The organism is Shewanella sp. MBTL60-112-B2 (genome assembly GCF_019655055.1).
Lineage (GTDB): Bacteria > Pseudomonadota > Gammaproteobacteria > Enterobacterales > Shewanellaceae > Shewanella.
On record NZ_BPFA01000002.1, the window covers coordinates 156,666 to 181,961 of the forward strand.

A 25,296-nucleotide genomic window follows, 5' to 3' on the forward strand; every position below is an offset into this window, starting at 1 on the left:
CTCAAGCGGCCGCGTAAGAAAACTGTGTTTTACGATTTAAATTGACAGTTTTTTATTCTAGCTAGTTATATCCTAACTGCAAAGCGCATCCTACGGCGGTATTATTGCAGAAATATTACAGTATGTAACTTTAGTGACGGTTTGATTAATTTTTGATGACAAGGTGGCAGATAGATCGATGGAAGCTGAGATTGAGCTCAAACTTTTTTTTAATAAGAATGAAAAGAAAAGTCTTATAAACCTGTTAGATAGCCTACCTAATTGCGATGCTAAAGGTAGCGAAGAACTGACAAATGGCTACTTTGATACCCCAAGCCTAACCTTAAGAAAATGGGATATGGGTCTGCGAATTAGAGGTATTAATCAACAATTAGAGCAGACAATTAAGACAAAAGGTCAGGTTGTGGGGGGGATCCATTCCCGTCCTGAGTACAATATTGATATAGATCAAAACTTTCCTCAATTAAATTTATTTCCGAATAAAATTTGGCCCGAAGGGGCGGATATTGAACAGACCCAGTCAGAACTCTATTGTCTATTCAACACAGATTTTGCTCGTCAACGTTGGCATATCTTTGTTGATGACAGTCTAGTTGAAGTCGCATTAGACATAGGCGAGATCCGAGTCGGTGAAGCTGTAGACCCCATTTGTGAATTAGAATTTGAGCTCATTGCTGGTGATACCAGTGCCTTATTAACCCTTGCGGGTATTGTCAGTAGAGCAATTCCTGTGCGTTTGGGTAAAGCGAGCAAGGCGCAGCGAGGCTACCAACTTGCTGGGCAATCTAGTATTGAGTCTATTGAGGCTCTCAAATTTATTGAAATTAATCCTCAGCAAAGTCTTAAGCATGTCGCGATTAACTTATTGGCCGTTGGCTTAGATCGTTGGCAGACCATAGAAGCACTGATTTTAGCGCCAACACAAAATATTATGGCCTTGCCGATGTTGAGCTATCGTCTGCGAGCCTGTATCCGTTTATTGAAAAATACTCTTAAACAGTTCGCACTGCTTGAAGAGTCATTCCAAACCGATTTTGATTGTATTGAGCAACGGCTTAACTTTATTGAAGAGGGCTTAAGTCTTTATAGCATTATTGAAAATGATGCCGCGCTAGTGGCTAAATTACCAATGCATCAGGCTTTGGTCGACGTTGCGCTAGTTAAGTTGCAACAGCTAAATATTATCGACCAAGTTGAAAGTCTGCTTGGGGATGTCTGCTACGGGCGTTTACAAGTGCATTTAGTTGACCTATTGATGCAACTGAATGATGGGCAGGTCATCATAGATAAATCGCTCGATTTGAAGAGCTTCGCCGATAAAATACAGGAAAACTCATGGCAAAGAATTTTAGATGTGATGCCGCGAGACAACGAGCTCAGTAGTTCTGACTACCTTTCAGTTGCTAAGGCGCTGGATGAAAGTATTTTTGTTGGTGTCGCTTACGGTGGACTTTACAGTGAAAAGTCACGGGATCAGTTTAGAGCGCCTTGGCAGGACTTAGCCTTAGGGATCCGCACTCTAGCAGCCTATCGTCAGCTAAAAGTGATTAGTGAGACCGCTTACTTAGATATTAGTAGCTGGCTCGAGAACAAAGAGCAAAGCTTAGTGCAGGCAATGGAGTTTTCTCGCCGTAGCGCCATGCTTAGCGATCCATACTGGCGTTAATCGCTGGCGAGTACAAACGTAACTAAGCCCACATTGATGTGGGCTTATTTGTTTATGACTGAGACTTAGAGGCAGATTGCTGCAGGCATTTTACTCAGACTTCTTTTCTTCGATAGCTTGTTTGAGTTCATTGAGCTCAGCAATTAACTTTTCTTGATTCGCTTCCATGCGTTGCAGACTCATATTGAGCTCTGAGCGGATCTCCTCGGCATGGCTATCGAGCTTTTCTGCTTCATCTGGCGAGACAAACACCGATGCCATATAACCTGAAATCACACCAAAAAAACTGACGCCACAGACAATGACCACGCTGCCAATGATATGCCCTGCTGTCGTCACCGGATAGTAATCACCATAGCCCACGGTAGAAATGGTGACCAAGGCCCACCAAATCGCACTCTCTGCAGTGTCGATATTAGCACCTTCAACCCCGCTTTCGACAATCAGTACTAATACAGACGAAAAGGTTAAAATGGTAACGAGAGCAACGACCAAGCTAGCAATAGTCGCTTGGCGCCGCTGCTTGAGCATAGGCACAATTAATGAGCGTGTGGTTCGAATAAGCCTCACAACACGCAATATTTGAAATAGTCGCGCCATTCTAAGGGCTTCAATGGCAGGGATACTGGCGACGAAATCTATCCAGTGATGCTTCAGGTAGTCCAGTCTATCGCCTGCTTTAAACAGCTCGAAAAAGAAGTTAGACATAAAGATCAGGCAGATACTGGTATCGATTAACAACAACAAGCGTCTGGTTTCAGCATCAACGCGACCGAAGGTCAGCACTAGCACTAAAATCACCGACAGCAGCGACAGCAGCATCATGGCTAGCTGGAAGGGAGTGGGAGGTGTATCGGGCTGTAGTAGCCAGCGCTTTTTATTTGCCATCGATAAGATCCATCTTAATTAGGTGCAATGGCTTAGCCACTCAGCACCTCGGTTTGCGCTATGTTTCAGCGCTAAATTGAATTAAATCATCTAACACATGCTTTTTAATTTCAAGTTGTTGCTCAGGTGAAAGCTGATACTTTTCAGCTAATAATTGGTAATCATTTGCGCTAAGAGAAACCGTAAGGCGAGGTCGCTTTGGCCGTTTAGTCACCGTTAGCCCAAGAATTTCCCGAATTTGATCCGAAGGGCTTACTCCGGCATCGAGCGCGGCCTTACGAATGGCATATTGGAACTTCTCATCCAAATCGAAGGCTATCTGTGTCGCCTTGGCAGCTTTTTGATTTTGTTGCCACTGTGCGGGTAAGGGATTTTTTTGTTTGGTCATGCGTGCAATACCTAAATTTACTAATCCGTATTAATAAGGTACGGGATCTCTCCCATGCTACCATTCATCGGCGTTGAAACAAAAATGGTTCTAGATTTTCATCTAGAACCATTCATTTTATGCGCCAGGCCAATATTCTCTGATATCGGACAAGGGACGATAAAGAGTCAGCATCACATCTGTGTCACCGCTTTCATAGACCTCAACATCGACGGCCTTGTCTTCATTATCGTCAAGCAGCTGATAAGACTCAAATGGCTCACCGGTTGCACCATCGGCATCCTGTGGAGGTCTTAAGCCACGGTAGTCTTGACGATGGAAATAGCCAAAGCTGCCAGTGGTCACTTGATGATAATGAGGCGATAACCACTGCTCATAATCATTTAAGTCAGATGACAGAGTTTGCGTATCTAACTCGGCTTTACCTGCTTCTTCAAAGATCTCGCTAAACTGATCGAGATCGAAAAATTGCTCAACCTGACCACGACTGATCTTAATCGACAGCGCCAGATAGGTTTCGTCATCTTCATCTAGGCTGAGGAAAATGGCATCGCCACTGTGACCCTTTAGCACCCATTCAGTCTGTTGCTTACGCTGGTACTCATAGGTGTTCACTGCTTCAACTCGCAGCTGCTGACCACGAAGTTGTGGTGGCAGCGCAAAACTGTCATCAAGGGAGATCATATCTCCCTTGTTGAGTTTTGTTGGGTGGTCGAGTTGACGTTTAGGTTCCTCTTTTTTGCCAAATAGGCTGCTTAGAAATCCCACGCCAGTCTCCTTTAGCCCTTACGCGCTTTAATGCGGTCAAGCACAGCGTTAGCGTTAGACTTTTGCTCACCAATGCCCGCTTCGGCTAGCTTGTCGTGCAGTGCTTTGTCACTGTTTTCTTCAGCTAACGTCTCAGACGCTTTTAGGCGATCATCAAATGACTGCTGACGTGCTTTGATGCGCTCTAGTGAATCTTTAGCGTTAAGTAACTTAGAGTTACTGCCGGCAAATGAATCAGTAATAGTCGCAGTGGCTTTCTGCACGCTTTCGGTGGTTTTAACCATAGTTAGCTGGCGTTGGTAATCAGCCACTTGGCGTTCTGTTTTACGTACTAGCTCTTTTAGGCGAGTCGCGTGTGCACTGAAGCTTTCGTTTGCTGATTGCTGATCGTTAAGCTCTTGGTCAAGCTCAGCGATTTTTTCAGCAACTTCTAGTGCTAGTGGCTCGTTGCCTTTCTCAAGTGCTTGGGTCACGTAACCTTCGTGTTCAGCAACAGAGCGCTTTAGGCGATCGACTTCACGGCTCGCTTGCATCTCTTTTGCCATCACTTCAGTTAGGTCACGCTTAGCCTTAGTTAGGTGTTTCTCTGCATCACGAATTTCTTGTTCAAAAATACGTGTTGAGTTTGCATCTACGATGCCTTGGCCAACTTCAGTAGCGCCGCCACGGAAGGCCGTAAGAATTTTGTTTAGAATGCCCATGATGTGGCTCCTTTAGTTCAGGTAGTCGACGAGTTCGTCGATAACTTCGAGACAATTATCAGAAAGAACAGATAGCTCCTGCTCAATCTCTTTCATGCTTGAATGCACAGATAGTGCACCGTAAACCACGTACTTATCGTCAATTTTTGCAAACGATGACAGTGGCATTGGAATGTTGAGCTCTAACATGGTCTCAAACATCTCACTACGACGCTCTTGATTCACTTCGTCCTCGCCCCACAAATAACTGATGCAAAGGATCTGGTTGTCCGTGACCGATACAAATACCGGGATCTCTTCACGGCCAACTACGTTAACTTGTAAGACTTCCACGTCACCATTAATTGGATAACAATCAAATTGAAAGCCAGTATGGCTGTTGTCGCCAAGCTCATTTAGGTGGTTGGCAATTGTGTGGATATTCATATTTGTCCTTATTGACATATTATGTCTGTGATTAAAGATAACACCGGGACATAATATGTCAAGGGCTATCTTTACGATTCAAAAATAAACTCTACTGATTTTCTAACCAAGCTTGCTGATGATATTGATACAGCTGGCTTGAACCTAAAACATTGGGCTTAATCTTGGGCTTGTCCTGGTAAAAATTCCCCGGGAACTCAAAGGCTGCGTGGATTAAACCTAGGGTTAACCAAGGGTCATCAACGGGTAGTTGTTGCACACTTTGTAGCCTAGCGCGGGCACTTTTGCCACTTAAGGTAGCAATGCTCCAGCCCCATTCACCAAAACTGGGTACGTTATGGTGATACTGATCAACACTAAAGCCTGCAAGCTCTAAGGTCTTTGCTACCGAAATAAAGGCGTTTGGAGCGTGATAAGGTGACGTTGACTGTACAGTTAAGGCAGCGTCATTACTCATTAGTTCCTTGAGCTTTAAATAGAAAGCATCGGAGTAGAGCTTGTTCAGATCTGGGTGACTCGGGTCGGGCAGATCGACAATAATGGCGTCAAACTTCTCTTCCTTGGCTAATAACTTATCAACGCCATTAAAGGCATCTTCATACATAATTCTTACACGAGGATCGTTGAGCGCATCTTGATTGAGCGCGAGTAATGCTCGGCTTAAATGCTCAGGCATATCGCTAGCGGGTTGCTTAAACAGCTTAACTAATTCGCTGTCTAGATCCATCAGCGTCACTTGCTCAGGTTGCCATTGCAGTACCTGAGTTAAGCCTAAGCCGTCGCCGCCGCCAATGATCAATACCTTGTCGTGACGAGCACTAGCTGCCATGGTTGGATGCACTAAAAATGAATGATAGATATGCTCGTCGCTGCTAGAAAACTGCAGTCGACCATTGATATAGAGCGAATGAACCGGGCCGAGGCCATTGCCTCTTAAACGCTCGGTAAAGGTCAGTTGCTGAAAGCGGGTCGCCTTGGCATAAACCACCTTGTCTTTATAGAGTAGGTTATTAAAGCTCTGCTCCCATTGAGGGCCGTGCAAGGCGAGCAATACCAAAATGCCAGTAGCGATAAAGTGACCCACTAATAGCAGCTTTACATGGCGTATTTGATGCCAGAAACGCCAGATAAAGATAAAGCCAGCCAGTAGGTTAAAGCTTGCGGTTAACGCTGCAGCCAGCTGAATATCAATGGCTAACATAAAGCCAACCCAGATAGCCGCGCCAATACCAGCGCCTACATAGTCGGCGCCATAGATGGTACCCGCGTTATGCATCAGATGCGCTTCAGACAAGGCTTGACGAACACGGGCGATCAGCGGGATCTCCATACCTATCATCAGGCCGAGAAGTACGCCCCACACATAAGGCAGGTATTCACTCAGCTTTTGCAAGGTACCAATAAAGCCGCCGTTGGGCAGTTGATCGGCGGGCAGGCCCAAGGTGTTGGCAATGATTAAAGGTAATTGCTGGCCAAAGCCGATTACCGCAGCGGTAATTAAAATTGCCAGTGAACCACATAAGGCAACGCAAAGTTCCAACACGGCAAAGCCGGTAAAAGCACAGCGAATTTTACGGGCGGCAAAAGCGCCGAGTCCCATGGAAACGATCATCAGACCGATCATGGTGTAAATTGCCGCTTCGAGGGCGCCTAGAATACGTCCGGCATAATGCGACAGTAAGTACTCATAAATCAGGCCGCAGCCCGCGAGTACGGCCATGATGCCGAGCAGTAACACATCGTCGAACCAGCCAAGTTTGCCTGATTCTATAGTTTGATTGCTAGATTCGGTAGTGGAGCTATTTGAGTCGGTTTGCATTGAGTGTCTGTTGAATAGGTTGGGTCAGATAAAGAGTGGTCGCCAATAAAAAAGGGAGCGAGTTACGCTCCCTTTTACTTAGCTTAAGCCATTAAGGCTGCCAAGATAATTGCAATAGAGACGCTAATTGCCATCTCAACGAAAGCTAGGCCAATATTGTGCTGTTTCTCGACTTCTTCACATAAGTTTATGTTGGCCAATACCAGCTTCTTGACCAGAGTGATAAGCAGCGATAGCGAAATTAGCATCACCACAGAGAAGATCAACCAGCCGATCAAGTTAGCCATATAAGCTTGTGGATCAAAGATAATGAAGTGACTCGCGGCATTGAAGCTAAAGGCCATGGCAAGCATATAGCCACTATGGCGAATGGCTAAGGCAACATGGCCCTGAGCGAAAGCATCTTGCATCGACTCGCCTTGGTTACGCTTAGCAAAACGATTTTCACGCGCACGAGTGAGTAGCACTAGCATCAGCTGTGAAATCGCAAAGGCGCTAAAGATAGCGATAAAGGTATAAACCGTTAGATCTTCAGCCCACATAAGTACTGAGCGGATAATGATGGCGGTAGCGATAGCGGCAGTGGCATCGACAATAGCAACCGAGAGATTGCCCTTAATAATTAGCGCGTTCTTATCGATATTATTGAGGGCAATTTTATCGTGTAAGAAACGGCCAAGTTTAATCAGTACTAGACCAAATAGGCCATAGGCCGACATGCCAATGGCTTCCACTAAGTACGACTCGGCGGCTTCACCGGTAATCGCGCCAGTTAATACAATACCCAGTGCCATCACTGCACCTGCGGTACTAATACCGAAGGCAAAATTATCGTTTTCAGACAGTTCGTGACGGCTGTTGACCTTTACCGTCCATCCTTGCAGGTAGCGCATTAATGTAAGTAGCAGTACGGCGATAGTGATATCGATGCAAAGAATAATCATCAAATCAGGTGTGAGGCCGTAGTTTTCTAAAAATGTCATAAGGGTTCCTTAATTATTTGCCTCGGCGAACACCGCGAGTGGTACGACTGCTGGAATTTCGGAAGCTGCTGTCCTTGGAGTAGTTAGAGCGGAACTTGCTCTTGCTGCTCGTGGTGCGTCCTGTTGAACTGGCTTTTGGGGTACTGCTACTTTGTCTCGAAAGGCTGGTTGAGCCGGTACGCGACTTAGCATACGGGCTATCAAACTTACGTCCTTGAGAGCTAAACTGTTTTTTAGTGCGCTCATAGGTTTGTGTTTGAGCGCGAGCTTGCTTAGGTGAGGTATAGCGGTAGCGTCCCACATCGTTGTAGTAACTGTAGTTACGACGGCTCGACCATCTGTCATAGCCAATGGGGCCACGAGTCAGGTTAGAGAACATGGAATACATGCCATACCAAGCCCAAAACGACATGCCGTTAGAGCCTGTTTGCCAGCTACCGTAAGACGGGTTACCGACTAACTGACTGCCTGCGCCGAAGTCTTCCGCACCATTAGCAAGCGCTGCGGCTTCACGGCTAATGGAGTTAACTCGCGCCAGTGCACCATCTGACATATCCGCAACCACGTTGAGTGGGTCAGACAACATATCGTTGTATAAACTTGGATCGGCTGCTTGATAGAGATTCTCAACTTCGGCTAATTGCTGATCGAGATCGACATAGTTAGCCGCATTTTGGCTGTCGGTTAAGCGCCGCGTTAAGGATGTAAACATCGGCCCGCGATTGGTGGCATCGGTCGCAAGCTCATTAAGCAAAGGGCTTAAATCGGGCTTTTGCTTTTCCAATACTTGCACGTATTGTTTGAGCAAATTAGCGTTACGTACCTGACCGTCGTTAAGCATAGTGCTAAGAGTATCTAAGCGTTGCTGAGTGAGCTGCTGATACTTTGCAATTTGTTCTGGTCTATCATCGCCGCATCCAGCGAGGGCGAATACCATTAAGACGGTGAGAACGCGGATTAGCATTCCTGCCATAGTTTCTCCAAATTTGGTTATTTTACTCAAAGTGGCCAACCCATATTAGTCAATCCAAGGATATCTCGGCCCAAAAAACTGCTGCTATCTTAGCTCATTAAACCAGTTTTCACTTGCTGGAACATTGAATTCTCAAGAGAAATTATTTGGTCTTAGCGCAATTAGTATAGTATTGCCTATTAGAGCATAAAAATAGCAAGGATCCTGTTTTCATGGCTCAGTTAGAGACAAATGACTCAACTAGCCAACATCCTCGACCAGAACTGCTCACAATTAGTTACGCTCTATCTATATCATTAACGACATAATATGTCGATGTACAAAATTGTTAGGGATTATTATGCGCACGGCTTCACTGGGTAATCAGCTTGTCAGCACGCAAATGGCTGCGGCAGCAGAACGATATTGGCAGCGCCTCAATGACACTGTGGCCGAGTTAGTTTCTTCACTTACTATTGAGCAGCAACAGGAGCTTAAACAGGCATTTGCATTAAGTGACTTTATTGCTACCCAGCTGTGTCGACATTCTCAATGGATCCCCGCACTCTTTGCCTCAGAGCTTGAGAATATAGAACGCCAAGAGTTTGAACATGAGCTAGCTGAGCTACTTGAAGCTATCAGCGATGAAGAACAGGCCAAAAGAGTGTTACGTCAATATCGTAACCGGCAGATGGTGCGTATTGCTTGGCGTGACTTCTTTAATTACAGCGTATTAGAAGAGTCCTTATTAGATTTGTCAGCACTAGCCGAGGCGCTAGTCATAGCTGGGCGCGACTGGTTATATCGTGAGATGTGCGCGCAGCAAGGCACGCCAACCGACAGCCAGGGAAAACCACAAAAGTTACTTATTTTAGGAATGGGCAAGCTTGGTGGGCGTGAGCTTAACTTCTCATCCGATATTGACCTTATCTTTACCTTCCCTGAGCACGGTGAAACCGTTGGTGGCCGACGCTCGATAGAGAACCAGCAGTTCTTTATTCGCATGGGGCAGCGCTTAGTGAACCTACTAAATCAGGTCACGGTTGATGGATTTGTGTATCGGGTCGATATGCGGCTTCGACCATACGGTGAGAGCGGCCCCTTGGTGGTGAGTTTCAGCGGCCTTGAGGATTATTACCAAGAGCAGGGTCGAGATTGGGAGCGCTACGCCATGGTTAAGGCGAGGGCACTCGGCCCTTGGACGTCGGATTCAGATGAATTACACGATCTACTCAGACCTTTTGTTTACCGGCGCTACTTAGATTTTTCGGCGATAGAATCACTGCGTAAGATGAAGGGCTTAATCACCCAAGAGGTACGCCGTAGAAAGCTAACTGACAATATAAAACTCGGCGCAGGCGGTATTCGTGAAGTCGAGTTCGTGGTGCAGAGTTTTCAGCTTATTCGCGGCGGACGTGAGCCCGCATTGCGTCAGCAGAGCCTTTTTGCCGCCATCGATACCTTGTACCAGATGGGGCAACTTGAATATTTGGCTGTGGATGAGCTTAAGAAAAGCTACGTCTTGCTGCGCCGAGTAGAAAATTTACTCCAGGCTATTAACGATGAGCAGACGCAAACCTTACCCAATGACGAGCTCAACTGGCAGCGCCTATGCCACGCTCTTAACGCCGATACTGAAATGGATCTACGTGAGCAGATCGAGACCGCGATGAGACAGATCCATGGTCACTTTAATGATACCGTCGGCGGTAATAATATTGATGATCATAACGAGACCTGGACTCAGCAATTATGGAATGCTTATGAAGATGAGCACGCCATTGCCATATTAGAAGAGCAAGGCATAGATGATGAAAAGCTCTGGCCCTTGCTCAATAGCTGGCACGAGACCGTGGTGCGCCGCACCATTGGCCCAAGAGGGCGCGAAACCTTAGACAAGTTGATGCCTAAGCTCTTATGTGAGCTCAGCAATATTCCACATCCTTCGAAAGCATTTGAGCAAGTCTCTAAAGTGCTAGATCAAATTCTGACTCGTACCACTTATCTGGAGCTTTTGTGTGAAAACCCAGGCGCGAGACAGCAACTGGTCAGCCTGTGTCTTGTCAGCCCTTGGATTGCACAGCAGCTGGCCAAATTCCCTATGTTGCTCGATGAGCTGATAGATCCGGCGCAGCTATATGACACCACCTCATTAGATGACTACAGCAGTGAGCTACGTCAATACCTACTTAGGGTGCCTGAGGATGATATGGAGCAGCAGATGGAAGCGCTGCGCCAGTTTAAGTTATCGCAGCAGCTAAAAATTGCCGCGGCCGATGTTACCGGGGTGCTGCCAGTGATGGAGGTGAGCGATCATTTAACCTTCTTAGCCGAAGCCATCATAGAGCAGGTGGTTCATCAGGCATGGGCGCAAGTAAGTGCTCGTCATGGAGTGCCTGAAAACCTAAAGGATAACGAGATGGGTTTTGCCGTTGTCGGCTACGGCAAGGCTGGCGGTATCGAGCTAGGTTACGGCTCAGACTTAGACCTAGTATTTTTGCACAATGGTAGTCAAGCCGGCCAGACCAACGGCGACAGAGCCATAGACATTGGCCACTTCTACCTTAAACTTGCCCAGCGAGTGCTGCACTTGTTTTCAACCCGCACCAACTCCGGCGAACTTTATGAAGTCGACATGCGCTTAAGACCTTCTGGCGCCTCAGGGTTACTGGTAAGCGAGATAGAACACTTTGGTGAATATCAGCGAGATGAGGCCTGGACATGGGAGCATCAAGCCTTAGTTAGGGCACGTTTTATGTTTGGTGATATTTCACTTTCGAGCCGCTTCAATGAGCTTAGAGCCGAAGTGCTTGAGAGTCAGCGTGATATCGAAACTTTAGCCAAAGATGTTAGAGAGATGCGGCTTAAGATGCGCGATCATCTATTAAAGGTTGAAGAGAATATGTTCGATCTTAAGCAGAGCCGTGGTGGGATCGCCGATATAGAGTTTATTGCCCAGTACTTAGTCTTGGCCAACGCCAATGAGCATAAGGCGCTGTCTTTTTGGTCTGACAATGTGCGGATTTTCGCTGAGCTCGCCGAGCTTGAACTGTTACCGCTAGACAGTGCTCAGGCCTTGACGCAAGCCTATTGTCACCTACGTGATGAAAGCCATAGGTTAGTGCTGCAAGAAAAAAGAGCTGTGTTGCCGAACGATGTGGTTAAACCTCATACTCAGCGAGTGATTGAGATCTATCAAGCGATCTTAGGCGGGTGATGAACTTGTCATCCGATTATGATTTTTAAGTATGAGTATGAGCGTATAGCATGGGTATAACAGTATAATCATGACCGCTTTTAAAGCCTCTTAGGTTTAATCTAAGAGGCTTTTTTGTTTACTACAGCTAGGGATTTTAGTGCAAAGCGGCAAGCAAAATGCGTTGCAAATTCATTCGCAGAGCTAAAGGGGATTTTAAAAGGTAGCCCCAAGCGAAATGAGACCTTATTAACTAATTGAATCCAAGTGTGAAAGCCAATTTCATTTTTTGCTATACCGATGTGGTTTGTTCTATGCATCAGTCTGTTTATTGTTTATCGGCTCGAGCTCATTATGAATTCTCTCAAACAGACAAGTCGCTATACCAACTTCAACGATAGCTTAACTGGCATGAAGATCTTTAAAGATCTGTCGTTAAAAGGTCTTAACAGTTACAAAGGGAGCAACAGGAACACTAAACGCCGTCTCTGCCATGACTTTCCTGTTTACTGGATAGTATTACTCTGTCTGCTGCTGTTTATCAATGATGCAATAGCAGAGCCCAAATTAGATTTAGCAACCGAATTTGAGCAAGAGCCAATCGTGCTAACTAAGCTAAAGGCTAATTTGATACAAGCTGAGCAAGACGGCGTTAGCCTGATCATTGTCGATAGTTCGCTAGAGCAGATAGAGGCATTATTGTCTGGCTTTAGAGGGGAGGTGCATCTTCTGACCTTAGAAGAAAATACGGAACCTTTTGAACAGATAAACCAAGTGTTAGCCGATGAGCCGCCATACTCACATGTGAGTATCATCGCTAAGACTTCAAGCTCAGCAATATATCTAGGCGGGCGCTGGATTGATAAACATTACTTACTTGAACATCAACATAGTTTAGCGATATTTGCCCGACAATTTGCCAACGGAAGCCCGCTTTCGCTATATACCACTAACTTGACTGCAAGCCATGCTGGCGGCCAATTTATAGGATTATTTGAAAAGCTGACGCAGATGAACGTAGATGTTATTTATATGCAAGGTCAGCGATATGAGCCGCTATGGGTACAGCGAGTTCAATATGATTTTTAAGTTTTAACTCAAGCCTCTATCCCTAACCCACTATCGAATTGCTTCATCGAAGATTTATTAGTGCTAATACAGTGTCTAATTAAGGGGTAACAACAACCCTGATATAGGAATAGGCTCTGATACGTTTTGTATCAAATTTTCGACAAAATCTGCTTTGAGGTTAATCGTTTCCTGCTTACTATCTGCACTAGTGTATCCCGCTGTTGTAAAAGGGATTAATTCGAGGATAGTTTGATGACTTCTGTCAGTAATAGTGTCACTGCGGGGATAAATGCTGCGGCAGCAAATGTTGTCGGTAATTCGCAGGTAAATACCGCAGCGAATGCACCCGCTACATCCGCCGCTCTTACTGCGAGCTCTACAGCGACTCAAGCTGCGCCTTTACCCAATGTGGGTGCCAGCACTAATGTGGCTATCTCTGCGGGAGCCCAGCAAAAACTGGCCGATGAGCAGACTGCAGCGAAAGCCAGCACAGCTTCTCCTGAAATAGCTAAAGCCGAAGAGGAAGATGGCGATTTTGAATCCTTTGTCTTTGGGGCTTTAGGACTCGATCATCCAGAAGAAATCGACGAGAACGGCGACCCATCGTATTCGGCAGGCCAATATGTTAAGGCCGCAGCGACGGTGGGTGGCATGATTGCGATGTTTATTTAGAGTTTATCTAACTATCTGCTTGAGATAGTTTTTATCGCTTTTTCTAGCAGTTAGACTGCGTCTAACAACTCAATCAAGCTCCGCTTGATAAAGGTCGTGGCTTTGCCACATATCAGGCTACGCCTGACCTCTAAGTTAGACTTCGTCTAACAACTAACGTCGTGGCGCTTCGCCCACACCCGAGCCAAGGGGGAAAGCGCTTGTCCCCCTTAACAAACCCTCAGCGCCCCGACGAAGTTGTTGATCCTCACTCATTTTCGAAAATCGCTATCGCCTCATATTCGCCGTCCATGGCTCACCTAAGGCTATCTCGTCATCCATGACTCGCTCACGCGATTTTCTTCAATAACCTCGGCAACTTCGATGGGGAATGGTGTTTTCTGTGAGGTTTGTAGAAAGTTCAACCTGACCCCACTTTTGAATAATCACCAATTACTTTCGATTCAATATCAACATCAATATCAATGCTCGCTTTGCTCATTTTTGTGTGCATTTATCCAGTAATACAAAGGTAGAGTGCTTATAAATCAATAGCTTTTCATCAGTGAAAATTAAATAATAGGTTTATTAAATGCGCTTGCGCGTTTTGCCGAATACGTGCGTATGCGCATTATACAAATGTTAGATTTTAAGGAAAATTATGAGCATCGAGACAATCTTTTACACCCAAATTGCCAGCATAATTGGGTTTATTGGGGCGCTCTTTGTATTGTACCGAGTTTTAGTTCAATCAAAAGACGCGACAATTGAAACCTTAAAGTCTCAAATCTCCTTCCTCGAAACGAAAGTTAAGGATCTTGCTGAGACGTCTCCTGACATTTTGCTCCAAAGATTGGAGAAGCGGACAACATTGCTTACTGACGAGTTAGAGCTGGCGGAAAATGAGAAAGAGCCTCTGAAAAAACAAGTAGAGCAACTAGAGCTGCAGTTAATTCAATCTGGAGCCAAAACACAAGCTGAAAAGCAAGCTTTAGTCACGCAGCTAATTTCTGTAACTCAACATGCTAGTGCACTAGAGGTGAAGCATAAGAGTGTTGAGAGCCAAATTAGGGAAATACAAGATCCGTACCTACAATTTTTACACTATGCAAATGCCGAAGTTTCTCCTGGTCGGAAGCATATAGTCGGAGAAATCTGTACCTATCTTGGCGTTGATTATGTAATTGAGAGTACACCAGAAGTTCTGGTGAAAAGTTTTGACGCAGTTTATTCGGATATAGAGCGAAACGGTATGCATCCAAAAGTACCGATTAATGGCGGCGCAATGACTGGACTTCGAAGTGTAGGAATAATAAGTGATAAAAACCAACTAACACTAGTTGGTGTTTCAGTATTTAAAACCATAGCGCGAGAATTAAAATCTAACAATTCAATGCAGCCGACCGCTAACGCGTCGGCTGATTGAGGCGTTATAAACCCAAGGGGAAATTAGTGACAATAGTTGAAAAGATCGTATCTAGGGAAATAGATGCTGTCATTCTTTATGAATCCGAAAATGTTATTGCTTTCGCAGATCATAGCCCTATTAACTTTGGTCATGTGTTAATTTGTCCAAAGGAGCTTTTTGAGTCGTTTATTGATTTGCCTCCTGAGGTAAACTTGGAAATACAAAGCGTCGCCAAAGAGCTTTATCAACGTATCGCGACCAAGTTTCAACCCGATGGAATCTCATTTATTCAAAACAACGGTAAGTTTAATGAGTTAAGCCATTATCACCTCCATATTTTTCCTCGCTTTGATAATGACAAGTTTGGTTGGTCAAGTAGTGAACTTGGTGTTCAAAGCATAGAAGAGCTACGCACATCACTGGCAGGCTTATAACAAGCTGATCAACAGTAGAAATAGCATTGACCCCCATTGTTAATATCAAGGTTAGCACCAAAATCAAGATGTATTACAGCACGACGGTTTAGAGTCGCTTTAGTCTAATACCGTGTTATATAGAGTCGCTGTAAATAAGGATTTAAAATGGACTTATCAAGACACTCTCAACTCACGCAGCTGCGCTACAGTTACTTTGCTGTGCCGGTGATTTATATTCTTGGCGTGCTTTGGCTCCCTGCGGCGGCGCTATGGATAGGCTGGCTTGCTTGGGTTGGGGTTAACTGGTACCGCATCCAATCGCCGGTTTTAAAACAAGGGTATTGGGTTATCTTGCAATCGTTTGGCTTACATCTAGCGTTGAATTTGGCGGCTATTGCTTCCGCTTGGGGAGCCAACATATTTAATCGTGGCGGGCTGTTTTCCGGAGGCGGAGGTGATGATTTTCTTTATCTGCTTGCCTTAGGTTTGCTTGCGCTGGTGTTGCTGGTTACTGCCATGATATGGCCATTGATAAAACTTGTGAAAGGCTATCAAACCTTGATGAATAGTTACGCGGACATAAAAGGTAATAATAGTGAAGCGGTTTAAGCTGTCGCAGATTTCAATATTAATGTGGTTTATGTTTATCATGTTCTCTTGTGCTGTAGGGGTGGCAACTTATGCTGTGCATCAGTCTCATGCTGCTTTTAATTGGCCTACAGCTAAGGGCATGGTGGTGAATTGCTGGCTCATTGAACGCTACCATGAAAGAAGCAGCGCTGAATCTCATTACGAGGTGGCTATCGAGTATTTCTATGCTGTTGACGGTAAAATTTACCACAAGAGCAATAAGACCGATATTACAGGTGCCATCCCGGGTTACTCTTTGGAAGAGGCCGAAGCCTTGGTGGCAGAGTTTCCTCGTGATAAGAAAATCTTAGTGCACTATAAACCCAGTAATCCCAACACAGCTGTTATCAAACCAACAATGTACGTGTTTTTGATTGTGGCTTTGGTGGTGTTCTCTTTGATATTAATCCCTGTTCTTTATCTGATGTATCTGCAGATGACCTCAAGCCGTGACAGCTTTATCGTTCGTAATGTGTAACTGATTTTATTCTAACCGTTCGCCGATGTGTGAGGCATGGATGACGAGGCTTCCTTAATAGTACATGGAGGCTTTCGCGCATTTATGCATGTAAAATGTAGCGTTATTGATATGACTCTTATCAGACTCAATTTGACTTCTCAAAGTGTGATTTTCGGCGTATTTGAATACGCCAATTTCCCCTAACAAGAGCCTATACTGGCATCAATAATCTATGAATCGCTTGTGGAAAATGCTGGCGAATTAGCAGGTTAAACTATTCATAAAAGGAATGTGTTGTTAAATATGGCGTTTATAATTAAAGATACCAAATTGAATGTAGCTAAAACCGATATCTTCCATGATGAAGCTGGTTATGCTGCATTTCCAACTGCTGAGTCTGTGGTTTTTGACCGTGAAAAACTAATTCCAATTGGGTTGTTGTCATTCAATATGTTTGATGCAAGCATTGACGACAAAATACTCATTGCACTACCTAATCTGCAAGGCATTCCCGATGGTGATTATGGCCCTATCACCTATTCGTATATTGATGAGCAACAAGGCTGGTGCTTAGATGACGAGTACGCCAATGATGATACGCTTGAGGAGCAAGACGAGTACTTAGACAACTATCAGCAAGCGCAGGACGAATTTGCTGCCAATAAGTGTTTGATGCGTCGTGACAAAAAGCTGCCATTAATCACTTTGGGCGGCCAACCTAGATTTGGCCAGAATTGGGCTTCATGTTTATATAATGAACTGGCAAAGAACCCAGAGCTGGATCATTACTATGAAGTGACCTGCAGCCTTAATCATCCTGAATTTGAACATATGAGCACTCGCGATATCGTTTATCTGGATCAGAAAGACAATAAAGAATATACCTTCATAGGCAGCTTTAAAGATGAAGCTTACTTGGTCAGAGATAGTGAGTACTTGGGCTTTGCCGGTGAGTTTATGGTGTTTTACCAGCCAGAGTTAAAGAAAGTCATGCTAGTAGCTGAGTACGATTAACTTGAAGTTGTTGTAGATGGTATAACAGGGGACAGTTACTTCTCTGCTGTAAACCTTGTGAGCAGTAAGCTCACAAGGTTACGCGCAATCAGATGTTAGGTGTGCGCGCAGCAATGCTTTAGCTTATAAGTCACCATAGACTTCGAGCCACTCTTCGTCAGTGAGTTCTCTGGGCGGCTTTTTGTTGCCAAAGCCTTTAATGATCCTGCCCCTTAATGGGTTATCGCTAAAAGCGTCATTCCCCATGTAAGTGACCGAAGTCGGAATTAATACACTGGTTATGGCATTATCTGCAAACGCTTCAGAACCTATGTCAGTTACCGAGTCAGGAATTGTGATACTTTGAAGTGCATTTCCCCTAAATGCGCCTAAGCCGATTTCTGTCACGGAATCAGGAATAGTGATGCTGGTTAACGCATTAAATTGAAACACTCGGTCATTAATTTTAGTCAATGAATTTGGCAGGCTCAGCTGAGTTAATGCATTTTTGGCAAATGCTCTTTCTGCAATTTCAGTCACTGAATCTGGGATATCAGCGCTGGTAAGGGCGTTTTCAGCAAAGGCCTTGTAACCAATACGAGTGACAGAGCTTGGGAGCACTATCTCGGTAAGAGCGTTACGCTGAAATGCACTATCGCCAATTTCTATGACAGTATTAGGGATAACCACGCTGGCTATTAGGTTCTGTGGGACCTCTTCGAATTCCTCGCTTAACTCCTCAACCTCTGAAAACGCATAATCCCAGATCTTGGTTACGGGGATACCGTCAAAATTATCAGGGATGATGATATGTTTATGCTTGCCCTTGTAAACATCAATCCTGCCTTGTTTTTTATCAAATGAGACGTCATCTAATGTCAGGATATGTGGTTGGCTCACTGTTAATTCTCTTTTTGTTGTCGTTATAGAGTTAGTTGTAGCTGTAGCTTTAGTCGTAGGGCTTGAGGTTAACTCGGCTTGATGCGCTGAGCTTTCTATCGCAGAAAGCCCAAGCAATACGGAGGCTGTAGCGCCAATTAACAGCCGAGGTAAACGGGTGTTAGTGGCGTTAATATCAGTCTTCCATCCAGTCTAGATTTGGCATGGCATCTAAGTGCTGGTTGTAACGCTTTTCGTTAAACGACGCGCCATTTAGCATTACATCGCTGACTTCGATAGCTAGCGCGCATGCCATCCATTGAATCGCTTCTTCGCGTGGCGTGCCAGTCATTACTAAACGCATTAAGGTTTCTTTGACTTTTTTCGGTTCGCCATCGGCGATTTGATTTTCGACTGTTTCAATAAGGGTTTCTTCAGTCATGTAGCTGTCTTGCTGGTTATCCATTTTTACGACTCTGTAATGTAATTGGCGCCATTATGCCGCAAGCTTATTGCAAGCAATAGATTTGATCTCAAATTTGTCGAGCATTCTGACTTTAGCGGCATAATTGGGAGGAGTACGCTTTTCTAACTTAGTGTAGATAAAGCTGGGGCCTTTGGTGGCAAGGACGCCACCTTAGAGCGGTCATGGACGACGAAAAGCGAGCCTCGGCAGTGTCTGCACATATGCTGACCGCAGGTCATTGGAACCACTGATGGTGGGATCCTCTGGGGCGATGAATGGCATCGCATACCCGTTGCCTCCCGTTATTGAGTCTTCAATATTGCAAACTCTGCATCTGAGTCAGGCGACTCAAGGTTCGCCTGAACTCAAAGCTTAACGCGCCGCCGCTGTAGAGTTCATCCATAGGCACATGAGCTTGAATGTATAACTCAACTCCTTGGTCATATAACTCATCCACTAAGCTGATAAAGCGCCTTGCGGGATCGTCACTCACCGCGTAAGACAGTTGCCTATTCCCTGTATTAAAAGCAGCAGTTTCAAAAGCTGCATTCTCCATCGCCGCAGTTTCTGACGTGGCGCTCTCAAGTGAGTGCGCGCCATCTTCGGTGCCGCGGGCTCTAATCCAGCTGCGGGGCTCGCCGCCTAATACGGGCACTTGGGTGAGTATAACCGTGTTAAAGCGGCTGGCTATTTCGATATAATCGAGCTGCGAACGTGGGCCGTCACACAGGGCGTCGAACTCAAACCAGGCTACATCTTGATTGTATTTAATGGTGTCGATTATGCGGCCATGGATTAATAGCGGCGCGTCAATTGATGCTGCAGCCTCGGCTTGTGAGCATCGACTAAAAAACTGCTCAAACTGCGCTAGCACTAGCTTGTCATTTGAATCGTTAGCGCTGTCATTAGATAAGTCTACAAAGTAGCGCGGCTTTGTCGCTGTATTTGAATGTGTGGATTGTTGCAAGCGATGGTCTTGCTCGCCGCTTAAATGCAGCTCTTGAGTATAACGATTAAGCAGGTCGATAGTCGGCAAGAAGCGCTGGCGCTGTAGGCCGTTTTTATACAGCTCATCGATAGGAATGTTTGAGGTGGCGACTAAGATAATGCCCTGCTCAAATAGCGCTTCAAATAGCTTAGCTAAAATCATCGCATCGCCGATATCGCTGACAAAAAACTCATCGAAACACAGTACGCGGCATTCCAGTGCCACCCGCTTGGCAATGCGCTTGAGAGGATCGCGCTTACCCGACTCGCCGATAAGCTCTTTATGAATACGCGCCATAAAGCGATGAAAGTGCAGCCTAAGTGTGGGCACGCTAGATTCACTTTCAAGGCATTGATAAAACAGATCCATCAAGTAGGTTTTACCACGGCCGACATCGCCCCACATATAGAGACCCTGACACACAAGATTGGCATCATCACTGACTCGAAGCGTTTTAGGCTCTTGAATTAGCTGCTGATGTAATCGCTCCAGCGCTGCTATGGCTTGATGCTGCGCGCCATCGTCGATAATCTGTTGCCGCTCGATCTGCTCTTGATAGCGCGCTAGGGGCCCGCTGCATTCAGCACTAACAGTAACATCAGTACTGGCATCAGCATCAGCATTGGCATCAGCGTCGCTGGCAGTTAATTGCGAGGGGCGGCTTAATAGATTCGCTGCTTGGCGGGTCATAACACTCCATTACTGGCTTTGGATATGACGCGATTATATCAGCTCAAGCTCATCTATTGGGGATCATCCAATGTGAGTAAATTTAATCGTTTTCACTAGTTAAAGGCCGTTGTGTTTTGCTTGTTGCTTCAGCCAATCCACAAACAGCTTAGCCTTGGGGTTAAGCTCTTTATCATGGGAAGCCACATAATAGGTTTGCTCGCAGTTAACTTGTTGCCCAGCAAACGGAGCGATAAGTTCACCTCGTACGATGCGTTTGCTTACCAGTTGGCCGCGTCCCATGGCAATGCCCGCATGATTCATGGCGGCAATCACGGCTAAGTCTGAGCGGTCAAAACCGATTGAGCGTTTATCATCGATGCTGAGTCCTTGGGTATCGGCCCAATACTTCCATTCATCACAGTCAGAGTCATACTCCCAAGCTTGGTTGTCGTGCAGCAAGGTGCAGCGGCTCAGGTGCTCAGGTTTGCCGATAAGATCGTGCTCCGCCGCATATTCTGGGCTACACACAGGCATGATGGTTTCATCCATCAAGTGCTGACAAAACAATTTACTGCGAGGGCGATTGTCGTAGTAGATGGCTAAGTCGATATGAAAGCTGTTGAAATTGACATTTTCATTGCCGGTCAAAATATTAATCGAAATCGCCGGGTACTGGCGACTGAAGTCGGCAATCTTAGGCACCAACCAACATTGGGCGATAGAAGGGCGAGAGTAGATAGTCAGTTTGCCTGACACCTCTTGGTTTTTAATCTCGAATACTTCCTGATTTAGACTCTTCAAGCTGTCTTTCAATTTTGAAAACAGACGCTTGCCATCTTCTGTTAGTTCTATTCTGCGGTGAAATCGAGCAAATAGCTTAAAGCCTAGTTCACTCTCCAGTGCGGTAATTCTATGGCTTACGGCTGAAGGACTGACACACAACTCCTCGGCGGCGAGGGAGAAGGATTGGTGGCGGGCAACCACGTCAAAGGTATGCAGTTTTGCCAGTTGATAGCTACTGAGTAAACGGTTGCGGCTGAACATATCTTGCTGGGAATACATGACTAACTTCTCAAATTTTGATGTGAGAATTTTACCCTAAAGTGCTTTTTAGCGCCGATTATATCAACGCAGTTGCAACTTACGTCATGTAAGGGGCGCTTTTGTGACGGCTGAACGCCTGTTGCCACTATCTGGCTCAAGCGAACGGCGATTTATATCTTTTGTCAGTATTTCATTGATTGGCTTTAATAGCGCCACTTTTTACTCCTTTTTAATTCCTTTAGCTCCTTTTAACCAATAGAGAAATACAATGGAATCACAACTGTGGATTATCGGAACTTTACTTAGCAGCATCTTGTTGATTGTTGTCAGTATCGTAAAGTTCAAGTTGCACCCTTTTCTAGCGCTACTGTTAGCCAGCTTCTTTGTGGGCGGCATGATGGGCATGGCACCACTTGAAATGATCAAGGCGATGGAGTCTGGCATTGGTGGAACCTTAGGTTTCTTAGCTATCGTTATCGGTCTGGGCACCATCTTAGGTAAGATGATGGAGATCTCCGGCGCTGCAGAGCGCATTGGTATCACCTTGCTAAAGTCGCGCTACCTAAGCCCTGATGTGATCATGGTGCTGGTGGGTTTAATATGCGGTATCACCTTGTTCGTTGAAGTGGGCGTAGTACTGCTCATTCCGCTGGCTTTCTCTATCGCTCGTAAGACCAACACATCCTTGCTGAAGCTTGCCATTCCGCTATGTACCGCCTTGATGGCAGTGCACTGTATCGTGCCGCCGCACCCTGCTGCATTGTTTGTGACTAATGCCCTAGGCGCCGATGTGGGTTCAGTCATCATCTGGGGTCTGTTAATCGGTCTACTTGCCTCACTAATTGGCGGTCCGCTATTCCTTAAACTGTTTGGTGATAAGCTGCCGCACCTTGCTGTACCTGCTGAGTTTAGTGAGGTTTCGACCCGCGAAGAGAGCGAGTTGCCATCACTTGGCACAACACTGTTCACCATCCTTTTGCCAATCATTTTAATGTTGGTTAAAACCGTGGCCGAGCTGTATATGGAGCCGGGCAGTGCGCTGTACACCACGCTAGAATTTGTTGGTAACCCAATCACCGCGATGTTTATCGCTGCGTTCGTGGCGTATTACCTACTGGGCCTGCGCAACAAGATGACCATGGGCACCTTGCTGACTAAAACTGAAGACTGCTTTGCCTCTATCGCCAATATCTTGCTAATTATTGGTGCCGGCGGCGCGTTTAACGGCGTATTAAGTGGCAGCGGCATGGGCGACAGTTTGGCGCAAATTCTGGCGAATCTTGATATGCACCCAGTGCTACTGGCCTGGTTAGTGGCGATTATTTTGCATGCTGCGGTAGGTTCAGCAACCGTTGCTATGATGGGCGCAACTGCCATTGTGTCGCCATTATTAGTGCTTTATCCAGACTTGAATCCAGTTATCGTCACCTTAGCTATCGGCTCTGGCGCTATCGGCTGCACCATAGTTACCGACTCTTTGTTCTGGCTGGTTAAGCAGTACACCGGCGCTACTATGAAACAAACATTTATGTATTACACCACAGCCACCTTTATCGCCTCGCTTGTGGCACTGGCTGCGACATTTGCACTTTCTTATGTTATTTAATCCTAAAGGGGAACTGAAACTATGAACACTAAGCAACTGATAAACGACTTCCCTTTGCTGGCTCAGCTTATCAAGCTTGAAGAAGTTAGCTGGTTTGAAACCAAGGCAACCAACATAGCCGAAGCGCTACCTTATGTTGGTCTAGATAGTACTGATGTGGCCGATGCCAGCGCGCGTTTGCAGCGCTTTGCTCCTTACCTAGCGTTAGCCTTCCCAGAGACTGCTGCATCTAACGGTATTATTGAGTCAGAAGTGGTTGAGATCCCACAGATGAAGCAGGCGCTAGAAGCCAAATACGGCCAAAATATTGCTGGTAAGCTGATGCTTAAAAAAGACAGCCATCTGCCAATATCTGGTTCTATCAAGGCGCGCGGCGGCATTTATGAAGTGCTGACCCACGCTGAGAAACTGGCAATTGCAGCGGGTAAGCTTAAAGAGTCTGACGACTATCAAATGCTGTTTACTGAAGAGATGCGTAACTTCTTTAATGGTTACAGCATCGCGGTAGGCTCGACCGGAAACTTAGGCATGTCTATCGGCATTATGAGCGCTAAACTCGGCTTTAAAGTGAGTGTGCATATGTCGGCAGATGCTCGCCAATGGAAGAAAGACAAGCTACGTAGCCATGGCGTATCGGTACATGAATATGAGCAAGATTACGGTGTTGCAGTTGAGCAAGGTCGTAAAGCGGCAGAGTCGGATGCTAACTGTTTCTTTATCGACGATGAAAACTCGCGCACGCTATTTTTAGGTTACTCGGTTGCCGGTGAGCGCTTAAAAGCACAGTTTGACGCAGCCGATATCAAGGTTGATAGCGAGCACCCTCTGTTTGTTTACTTGCCTTGCGGTGTGGGCGGCGGCCCTGGTGGTGTGGCATTTGGTCTTAAGTTAGCGTTTGGTGATAACGTTCACTGCTTCTTTGCCGAGCCGACACATTCTCCTTGTATGTTGCTGGGTGTGCACACAGGTCTGCATGACGAAATTGCCGTACAGGACTTAGGTATCGATAACGTCACCGCAGCAGATGGCTTAGCGGTAGGCCGCGCCTCTGGTTTTGTTGGCCGTGCCATGGAGCGTATGCTAGATGGTTACTACACGTTAAGCGACCAGCACATGTATGATCTACTTGGTTTATTAGCCCAGAGTGAAGGTATTGAGCTTGAGCCGTCAGCACTTGCGGGTATGCCGGGCGCACTTCGTGTGAGCAGCGATAGCGAGTATCAAGTACGTATGGGGCTAACCCCTGAGATGATGAGCAATGCGACTCACCTAGTGTGGGCGACAGGTGGCGGAATGGTGCCAGCAGTTGAGATGGCGAAATATTTGGCGCAATCGGCTAGCTAAACTTTTTACTTCGAAAACCCGTATCGAGTAAGCCAAAAAAATCCACCCTAATAGGGTGGATTTTTTGTTTTTAAAACCGCTCTAGTGCAAAAAGTCTAGTAGTCAGAGGATTACCACAGTCCTTTAGATTTTACCCGTCTGGCTCGCTCAAGTTGCGTCTCTAAGCTGGGAGTTTCTTGGTTAGAGGCGTCATTGGCAGAGTGATTAGCAAGGCTAGTACCGGAGACTTGGGCTAATTGGCTCGATAAGCTTTTCATCTGCGCCATTAGCTTTTCTTGGCCCTGCTTAAGTTGACTCAGCTGGGCGCTAAAGTCTGGCTGTTGCTGCACTGTTTCAGAGCTGACTTCTGTTTGACTTTTCTCTTTATTACGAGCCCCTTTATTACGAGCCTCTGCTTGGTTGGTAGCTGAATGCGTAAGCACTGAGCTTAGCTGTTCTTGCCCTTCAAGCATAAGCTGTTGTAACTGGGCTAGCTGCTGCTCAATGGCAGTTAAGTTAGCCAGTTCGCTTTGCGAGTTAGCTAAACTGGCGGTCTCAAGCATAGAGCTGAGTTTTTGCCACTGCTGCTCTGAAAGGCCATTCTCAGTAGCAGGCTCCAAACTCAAGCCCGCTGATTTGATTTGGTAGGCCAAGGTTTGGCTGTTCACTTTATCTTGCAGCAAGGTTTGCGTAAGCATAGACGGCAACTGTGGCGCCAATTCATGCAAAAATAAACCCGACAGATACAGGTCTCGATGAAACTGAATACGCCGCTGTAGCACAGTATCGGTCTCATCATTGCGCGATTTTTCCTCTTGCTGCCAAAGCCTTAGGCATTTAATGGCGTAGCTGTGGGAGTCGAACAGCTCAGGCTCTAGGCCCACATTGAATCGAATGCGCAT

Annotated in this window: 24 protein-coding genes; 11 read left to right on the top strand and 13 right to left on the bottom strand. The window is 45.9% G+C overall.

Annotated elements, in window-relative coordinates:
- Positions 1–178 precede the first annotated feature (178 nt).
- Entirely contained in the window at positions 179–1,666 is a 1,488-nt protein-coding gene (locus tag K5Q73_RS01980) for an inorganic triphosphatase (protein ID WP_220758940.1), read from the top strand.
- A 90-nt stretch (positions 1,667–1,756) separates the two neighbouring features.
- Here the strand turns inward: K5Q73_RS01980 and K5Q73_RS01985 are convergent, their stop codons facing one another.
- The 8 genes from K5Q73_RS01985 to K5Q73_RS02020 form a co-directional block, all read right to left on the bottom strand.
- Entirely contained in the window at positions 1,757–2,554 is a 798-nt protein-coding gene (locus tag K5Q73_RS01985) for an ion transporter (RefSeq protein ID WP_220758847.1), read from the bottom strand.
- A gap of 58 nt (positions 2,555–2,612) precedes the next feature.
- Positions 2,613–2,942: a hypothetical protein gene (locus K5Q73_RS01990; RefSeq protein WP_220758846.1), complete on the bottom strand. Its 330-nt coding sequence runs from the start codon at positions 2,940–2,942 to the stop codon at positions 2,613–2,615.
- Between the two features lie 117 nt (positions 2,943–3,059).
- The gene (locus K5Q73_RS01995) at positions 3,060–3,710 is read right to left on the bottom strand and encodes a DUF4178 domain-containing protein (RefSeq protein ID WP_220758845.1); all 651 of its coding nucleotides are present in this window, start codon (positions 3,708–3,710) and stop codon (positions 3,060–3,062) included.
- Between the two features lie 11 nt (positions 3,711–3,721).
- Positions 3,722–4,411, bottom strand: a complete 690-nt coding sequence (locus K5Q73_RS02000) for a PspA/IM30 family protein (protein ID WP_220758844.1) — start codon at positions 4,409–4,411, stop codon at positions 3,722–3,724.
- 12 nt (positions 4,412–4,423) lie between these two features.
- Positions 4,424–4,837, bottom strand: coding sequence for a YjfI family protein (locus K5Q73_RS02005; protein WP_220758843.1), 414 nt, complete (start codon positions 4,835–4,837; stop codon positions 4,424–4,426).
- Between the two features lie 91 nt (positions 4,838–4,928).
- Positions 4,929–6,656: a polyamine aminopropyltransferase gene (locus K5Q73_RS02010; protein WP_220758842.1), complete on the bottom strand. Its 1,728-nt coding sequence runs from the start codon at positions 6,654–6,656 to the stop codon at positions 4,929–4,931.
- An 83-nt stretch (positions 6,657–6,739) separates the two neighbouring features.
- A complete protein-coding gene (locus tag K5Q73_RS02015; RefSeq protein ID WP_220758841.1) occupies positions 6,740–7,639 on the bottom strand; it encodes a DUF350 domain-containing protein in 900 nt (299 codons plus the stop codon).
- A gap of 13 nt (positions 7,640–7,652) precedes the next feature.
- Complete coding sequence (locus K5Q73_RS02020) at positions 7,653–8,612, bottom strand: hypothetical protein (protein WP_220758840.1); 960 nt, start codon at positions 8,610–8,612, stop codon at positions 7,653–7,655.
- A gap of 340 nt (positions 8,613–8,952) precedes the next feature.
- Here K5Q73_RS02020 and glnE point away from each other — a divergent pair, with 340 nt between their 5' ends.
- From glnE to K5Q73_RS02060, 8 genes are all read left to right on the top strand, one after another.
- Positions 8,953–11,808, top strand: a complete 2,856-nt coding sequence (gene glnE, locus K5Q73_RS02025; protein WP_220758839.1) for a bifunctional [glutamate--ammonia ligase]-adenylyl-L-tyrosine phosphorylase/[glutamate--ammonia-ligase] adenylyltransferase — start codon at positions 8,953–8,955, stop codon at positions 11,806–11,808.
- 333 nt (positions 11,809–12,141) lie between these two features.
- The gene (locus tag K5Q73_RS02030; protein ID WP_259650669.1) at positions 12,142–12,876 is read left to right on the top strand and encodes a DUF4347 domain-containing protein; all 735 of its coding nucleotides are present in this window, start codon (positions 12,142–12,144) and stop codon (positions 12,874–12,876) included.
- A 234-nt stretch (positions 12,877–13,110) separates the two neighbouring features.
- Positions 13,111–13,530, top strand: a complete 420-nt coding sequence (locus K5Q73_RS02035; RefSeq protein ID WP_220758837.1) for a hypothetical protein — start codon at positions 13,111–13,113, stop codon at positions 13,528–13,530.
- Positions 13,531–14,170: 640 nt separating this feature from the next.
- Positions 14,171–14,935: a hypothetical protein gene (locus K5Q73_RS02040; protein WP_220758836.1), complete on the top strand. Its 765-nt coding sequence runs from the start codon at positions 14,171–14,173 to the stop codon at positions 14,933–14,935.
- A 26-nt stretch (positions 14,936–14,961) separates the two neighbouring features.
- Entirely contained in the window at positions 14,962–15,351 is a 390-nt protein-coding gene (locus K5Q73_RS02045) for an HIT family protein (RefSeq protein WP_220758835.1), read from the top strand.
- A gap of 147 nt (positions 15,352–15,498) precedes the next feature.
- Positions 15,499–15,942 carry a hypothetical protein gene (locus K5Q73_RS02050; protein WP_220758834.1) on the top strand — a complete coding sequence of 148 codons (444 nt, stop codon included), beginning with the start codon at positions 15,499–15,501 and terminating at the stop codon, positions 15,940–15,942.
- Positions 15,929–16,441, top strand: coding sequence for a DUF3592 domain-containing protein (locus tag K5Q73_RS02055; protein ID WP_259650668.1), 513 nt, complete (start codon positions 15,929–15,931; stop codon positions 16,439–16,441). The genes K5Q73_RS02050 and K5Q73_RS02055 overlap by 14 nt, the downstream gene beginning before the upstream one ends.
- Positions 16,442–16,726: 285 nt before the next feature.
- A complete protein-coding gene (locus K5Q73_RS02060; RefSeq protein WP_012156668.1) occupies positions 16,727–17,437 on the top strand; it encodes a hypothetical protein in 711 nt (236 codons plus the stop codon).
- 123 nt (positions 17,438–17,560) lie between these two features.
- Here K5Q73_RS02060 and K5Q73_RS02065 read toward each other — a convergent pair whose 3' ends face one another.
- The 4 genes from K5Q73_RS02065 to dsdC form a co-directional block, all read right to left on the bottom strand.
- A complete protein-coding gene (locus tag K5Q73_RS02065; protein ID WP_259650667.1) occupies positions 17,561–18,316 on the bottom strand; it encodes a leucine-rich repeat domain-containing protein in 756 nt (251 codons plus the stop codon).
- Positions 18,317–18,491: 175 nt separating this feature from the next.
- Entirely contained in the window at positions 18,492–18,761 is a 270-nt protein-coding gene (locus K5Q73_RS02070; RefSeq protein ID WP_012156666.1) for a hypothetical protein, read from the bottom strand.
- A 313-nt stretch (positions 18,762–19,074) separates the two neighbouring features.
- Complete coding sequence (zapE, locus tag K5Q73_RS02075; protein ID WP_220758833.1) at positions 19,075–20,439, bottom strand: cell division protein ZapE; 1,365 nt, start codon at positions 20,437–20,439, stop codon at positions 19,075–19,077.
- Between the two features lie 99 nt (positions 20,440–20,538).
- Positions 20,539–21,483, bottom strand: coding sequence for a DNA-binding transcriptional regulator DsdC (gene dsdC / locus K5Q73_RS02080; RefSeq protein ID WP_220758832.1), 945 nt, complete (start codon positions 21,481–21,483; stop codon positions 20,539–20,541).
- A 250-nt stretch (positions 21,484–21,733) separates the two neighbouring features.
- On the opposite strand from dsdC, the gene dsdX reads away from it, so the two are divergent.
- Positions 21,734–23,071, top strand: a complete 1,338-nt coding sequence (dsdX, locus tag K5Q73_RS02085; RefSeq protein ID WP_220758831.1) for a D-serine transporter DsdX — start codon at positions 21,734–21,736, stop codon at positions 23,069–23,071.
- A gap of 21 nt (positions 23,072–23,092) precedes the next feature.
- A complete protein-coding gene (locus tag K5Q73_RS02090; protein WP_220758830.1) occupies positions 23,093–24,415 on the top strand; it encodes a D-serine ammonia-lyase in 1,323 nt (440 codons plus the stop codon).
- Between the two features lie 110 nt (positions 24,416–24,525).
- Here the strand turns inward: K5Q73_RS02090 and K5Q73_RS02095 are convergent, their stop codons facing one another.
- The gene (locus K5Q73_RS02095; protein WP_220758829.1) at positions 24,526–25,296 is read right to left on the bottom strand and encodes a hypothetical protein; all 771 of its coding nucleotides are present in this window, start codon (positions 25,294–25,296) and stop codon (positions 24,526–24,528) included.

Coding starts and splice junctions, on each gene's coding strand:
- K5Q73_RS01980 (WP_220758940.1), top strand. CDS start 179: ATGGAAGCTGAGATTGAGCTCAAACTTTTTTTTAATAAGAATGAAAAG.
- K5Q73_RS01985 (WP_220758847.1), bottom strand. CDS start 2,554: ATGGCAAATAAAAAGCGCTGGCTACTACAGCCCGATACACCTCCCACT.
- K5Q73_RS01990 (WP_220758846.1), bottom strand. CDS start 2,942: ATGACCAAACAAAAAAATCCCTTACCCGCACAGTGGCAACAAAATCAA.
- K5Q73_RS02000 (WP_220758844.1), bottom strand. CDS start 4,411: ATGGGCATTCTAAACAAAATTCTTACGGCCTTCCGTGGCGGCGCTACT.
- K5Q73_RS02005 (WP_220758843.1), bottom strand. CDS start 4,837: ATGAATATCCACACAATTGCCAACCACCTAAATGAGCTTGGCGACAAC.
- K5Q73_RS02010 (WP_220758842.1), bottom strand. CDS start 6,656: ATGCAAACCGACTCAAATAGCTCCACTACCGAATCTAGCAATCAAACT.
- K5Q73_RS02015 (WP_220758841.1), bottom strand. CDS start 7,639: ATGACATTTTTAGAAAACTACGGCCTCACACCTGATTTGATGATTATT.
- K5Q73_RS02020 (WP_220758840.1), bottom strand. CDS start 8,612: ATGGCAGGAATGCTAATCCGCGTTCTCACCGTCTTAATGGTATTCGCC.
- glnE (WP_220758839.1), top strand. CDS start 8,953: ATGCGCACGGCTTCACTGGGTAATCAGCTTGTCAGCACGCAAATGGCT.
- K5Q73_RS02030 (WP_259650669.1), top strand. CDS start 12,142: ATGAATTCTCTCAAACAGACAAGTCGCTATACCAACTTCAACGATAGC.
- K5Q73_RS02035 (WP_220758837.1), top strand. CDS start 13,111: ATGACTTCTGTCAGTAATAGTGTCACTGCGGGGATAAATGCTGCGGCA.
- K5Q73_RS02040 (WP_220758836.1), top strand. CDS start 14,171: ATGAGCATCGAGACAATCTTTTACACCCAAATTGCCAGCATAATTGGG.
- K5Q73_RS02050 (WP_220758834.1), top strand. CDS start 15,499: ATGGACTTATCAAGACACTCTCAACTCACGCAGCTGCGCTACAGTTAC.
- K5Q73_RS02060 (WP_012156668.1), top strand. CDS start 16,727: ATGGCGTTTATAATTAAAGATACCAAATTGAATGTAGCTAAAACCGAT.
- K5Q73_RS02070 (WP_012156666.1), bottom strand. CDS start 18,761: ATGGATAACCAGCAAGACAGCTACATGACTGAAGAAACCCTTATTGAA.
- zapE (WP_220758833.1), bottom strand. CDS start 20,439: ATGACCCGCCAAGCAGCGAATCTATTAAGCCGCCCCTCGCAATTAACT.
- dsdC (WP_220758832.1), bottom strand. CDS start 21,483: ATGTATTCCCAGCAAGATATGTTCAGCCGCAACCGTTTACTCAGTAGC.
- dsdX (WP_220758831.1), top strand. CDS start 21,734: ATGGAATCACAACTGTGGATTATCGGAACTTTACTTAGCAGCATCTTG.
- K5Q73_RS02090 (WP_220758830.1), top strand. CDS start 23,093: ATGAACACTAAGCAACTGATAAACGACTTCCCTTTGCTGGCTCAGCTT.
- K5Q73_RS02095 (WP_220758829.1), bottom strand. CDS start 25,296: ATGCGCATTCGATTCAATGTGGGCCTAGAGCCTGAGCTGTTCGACTCC.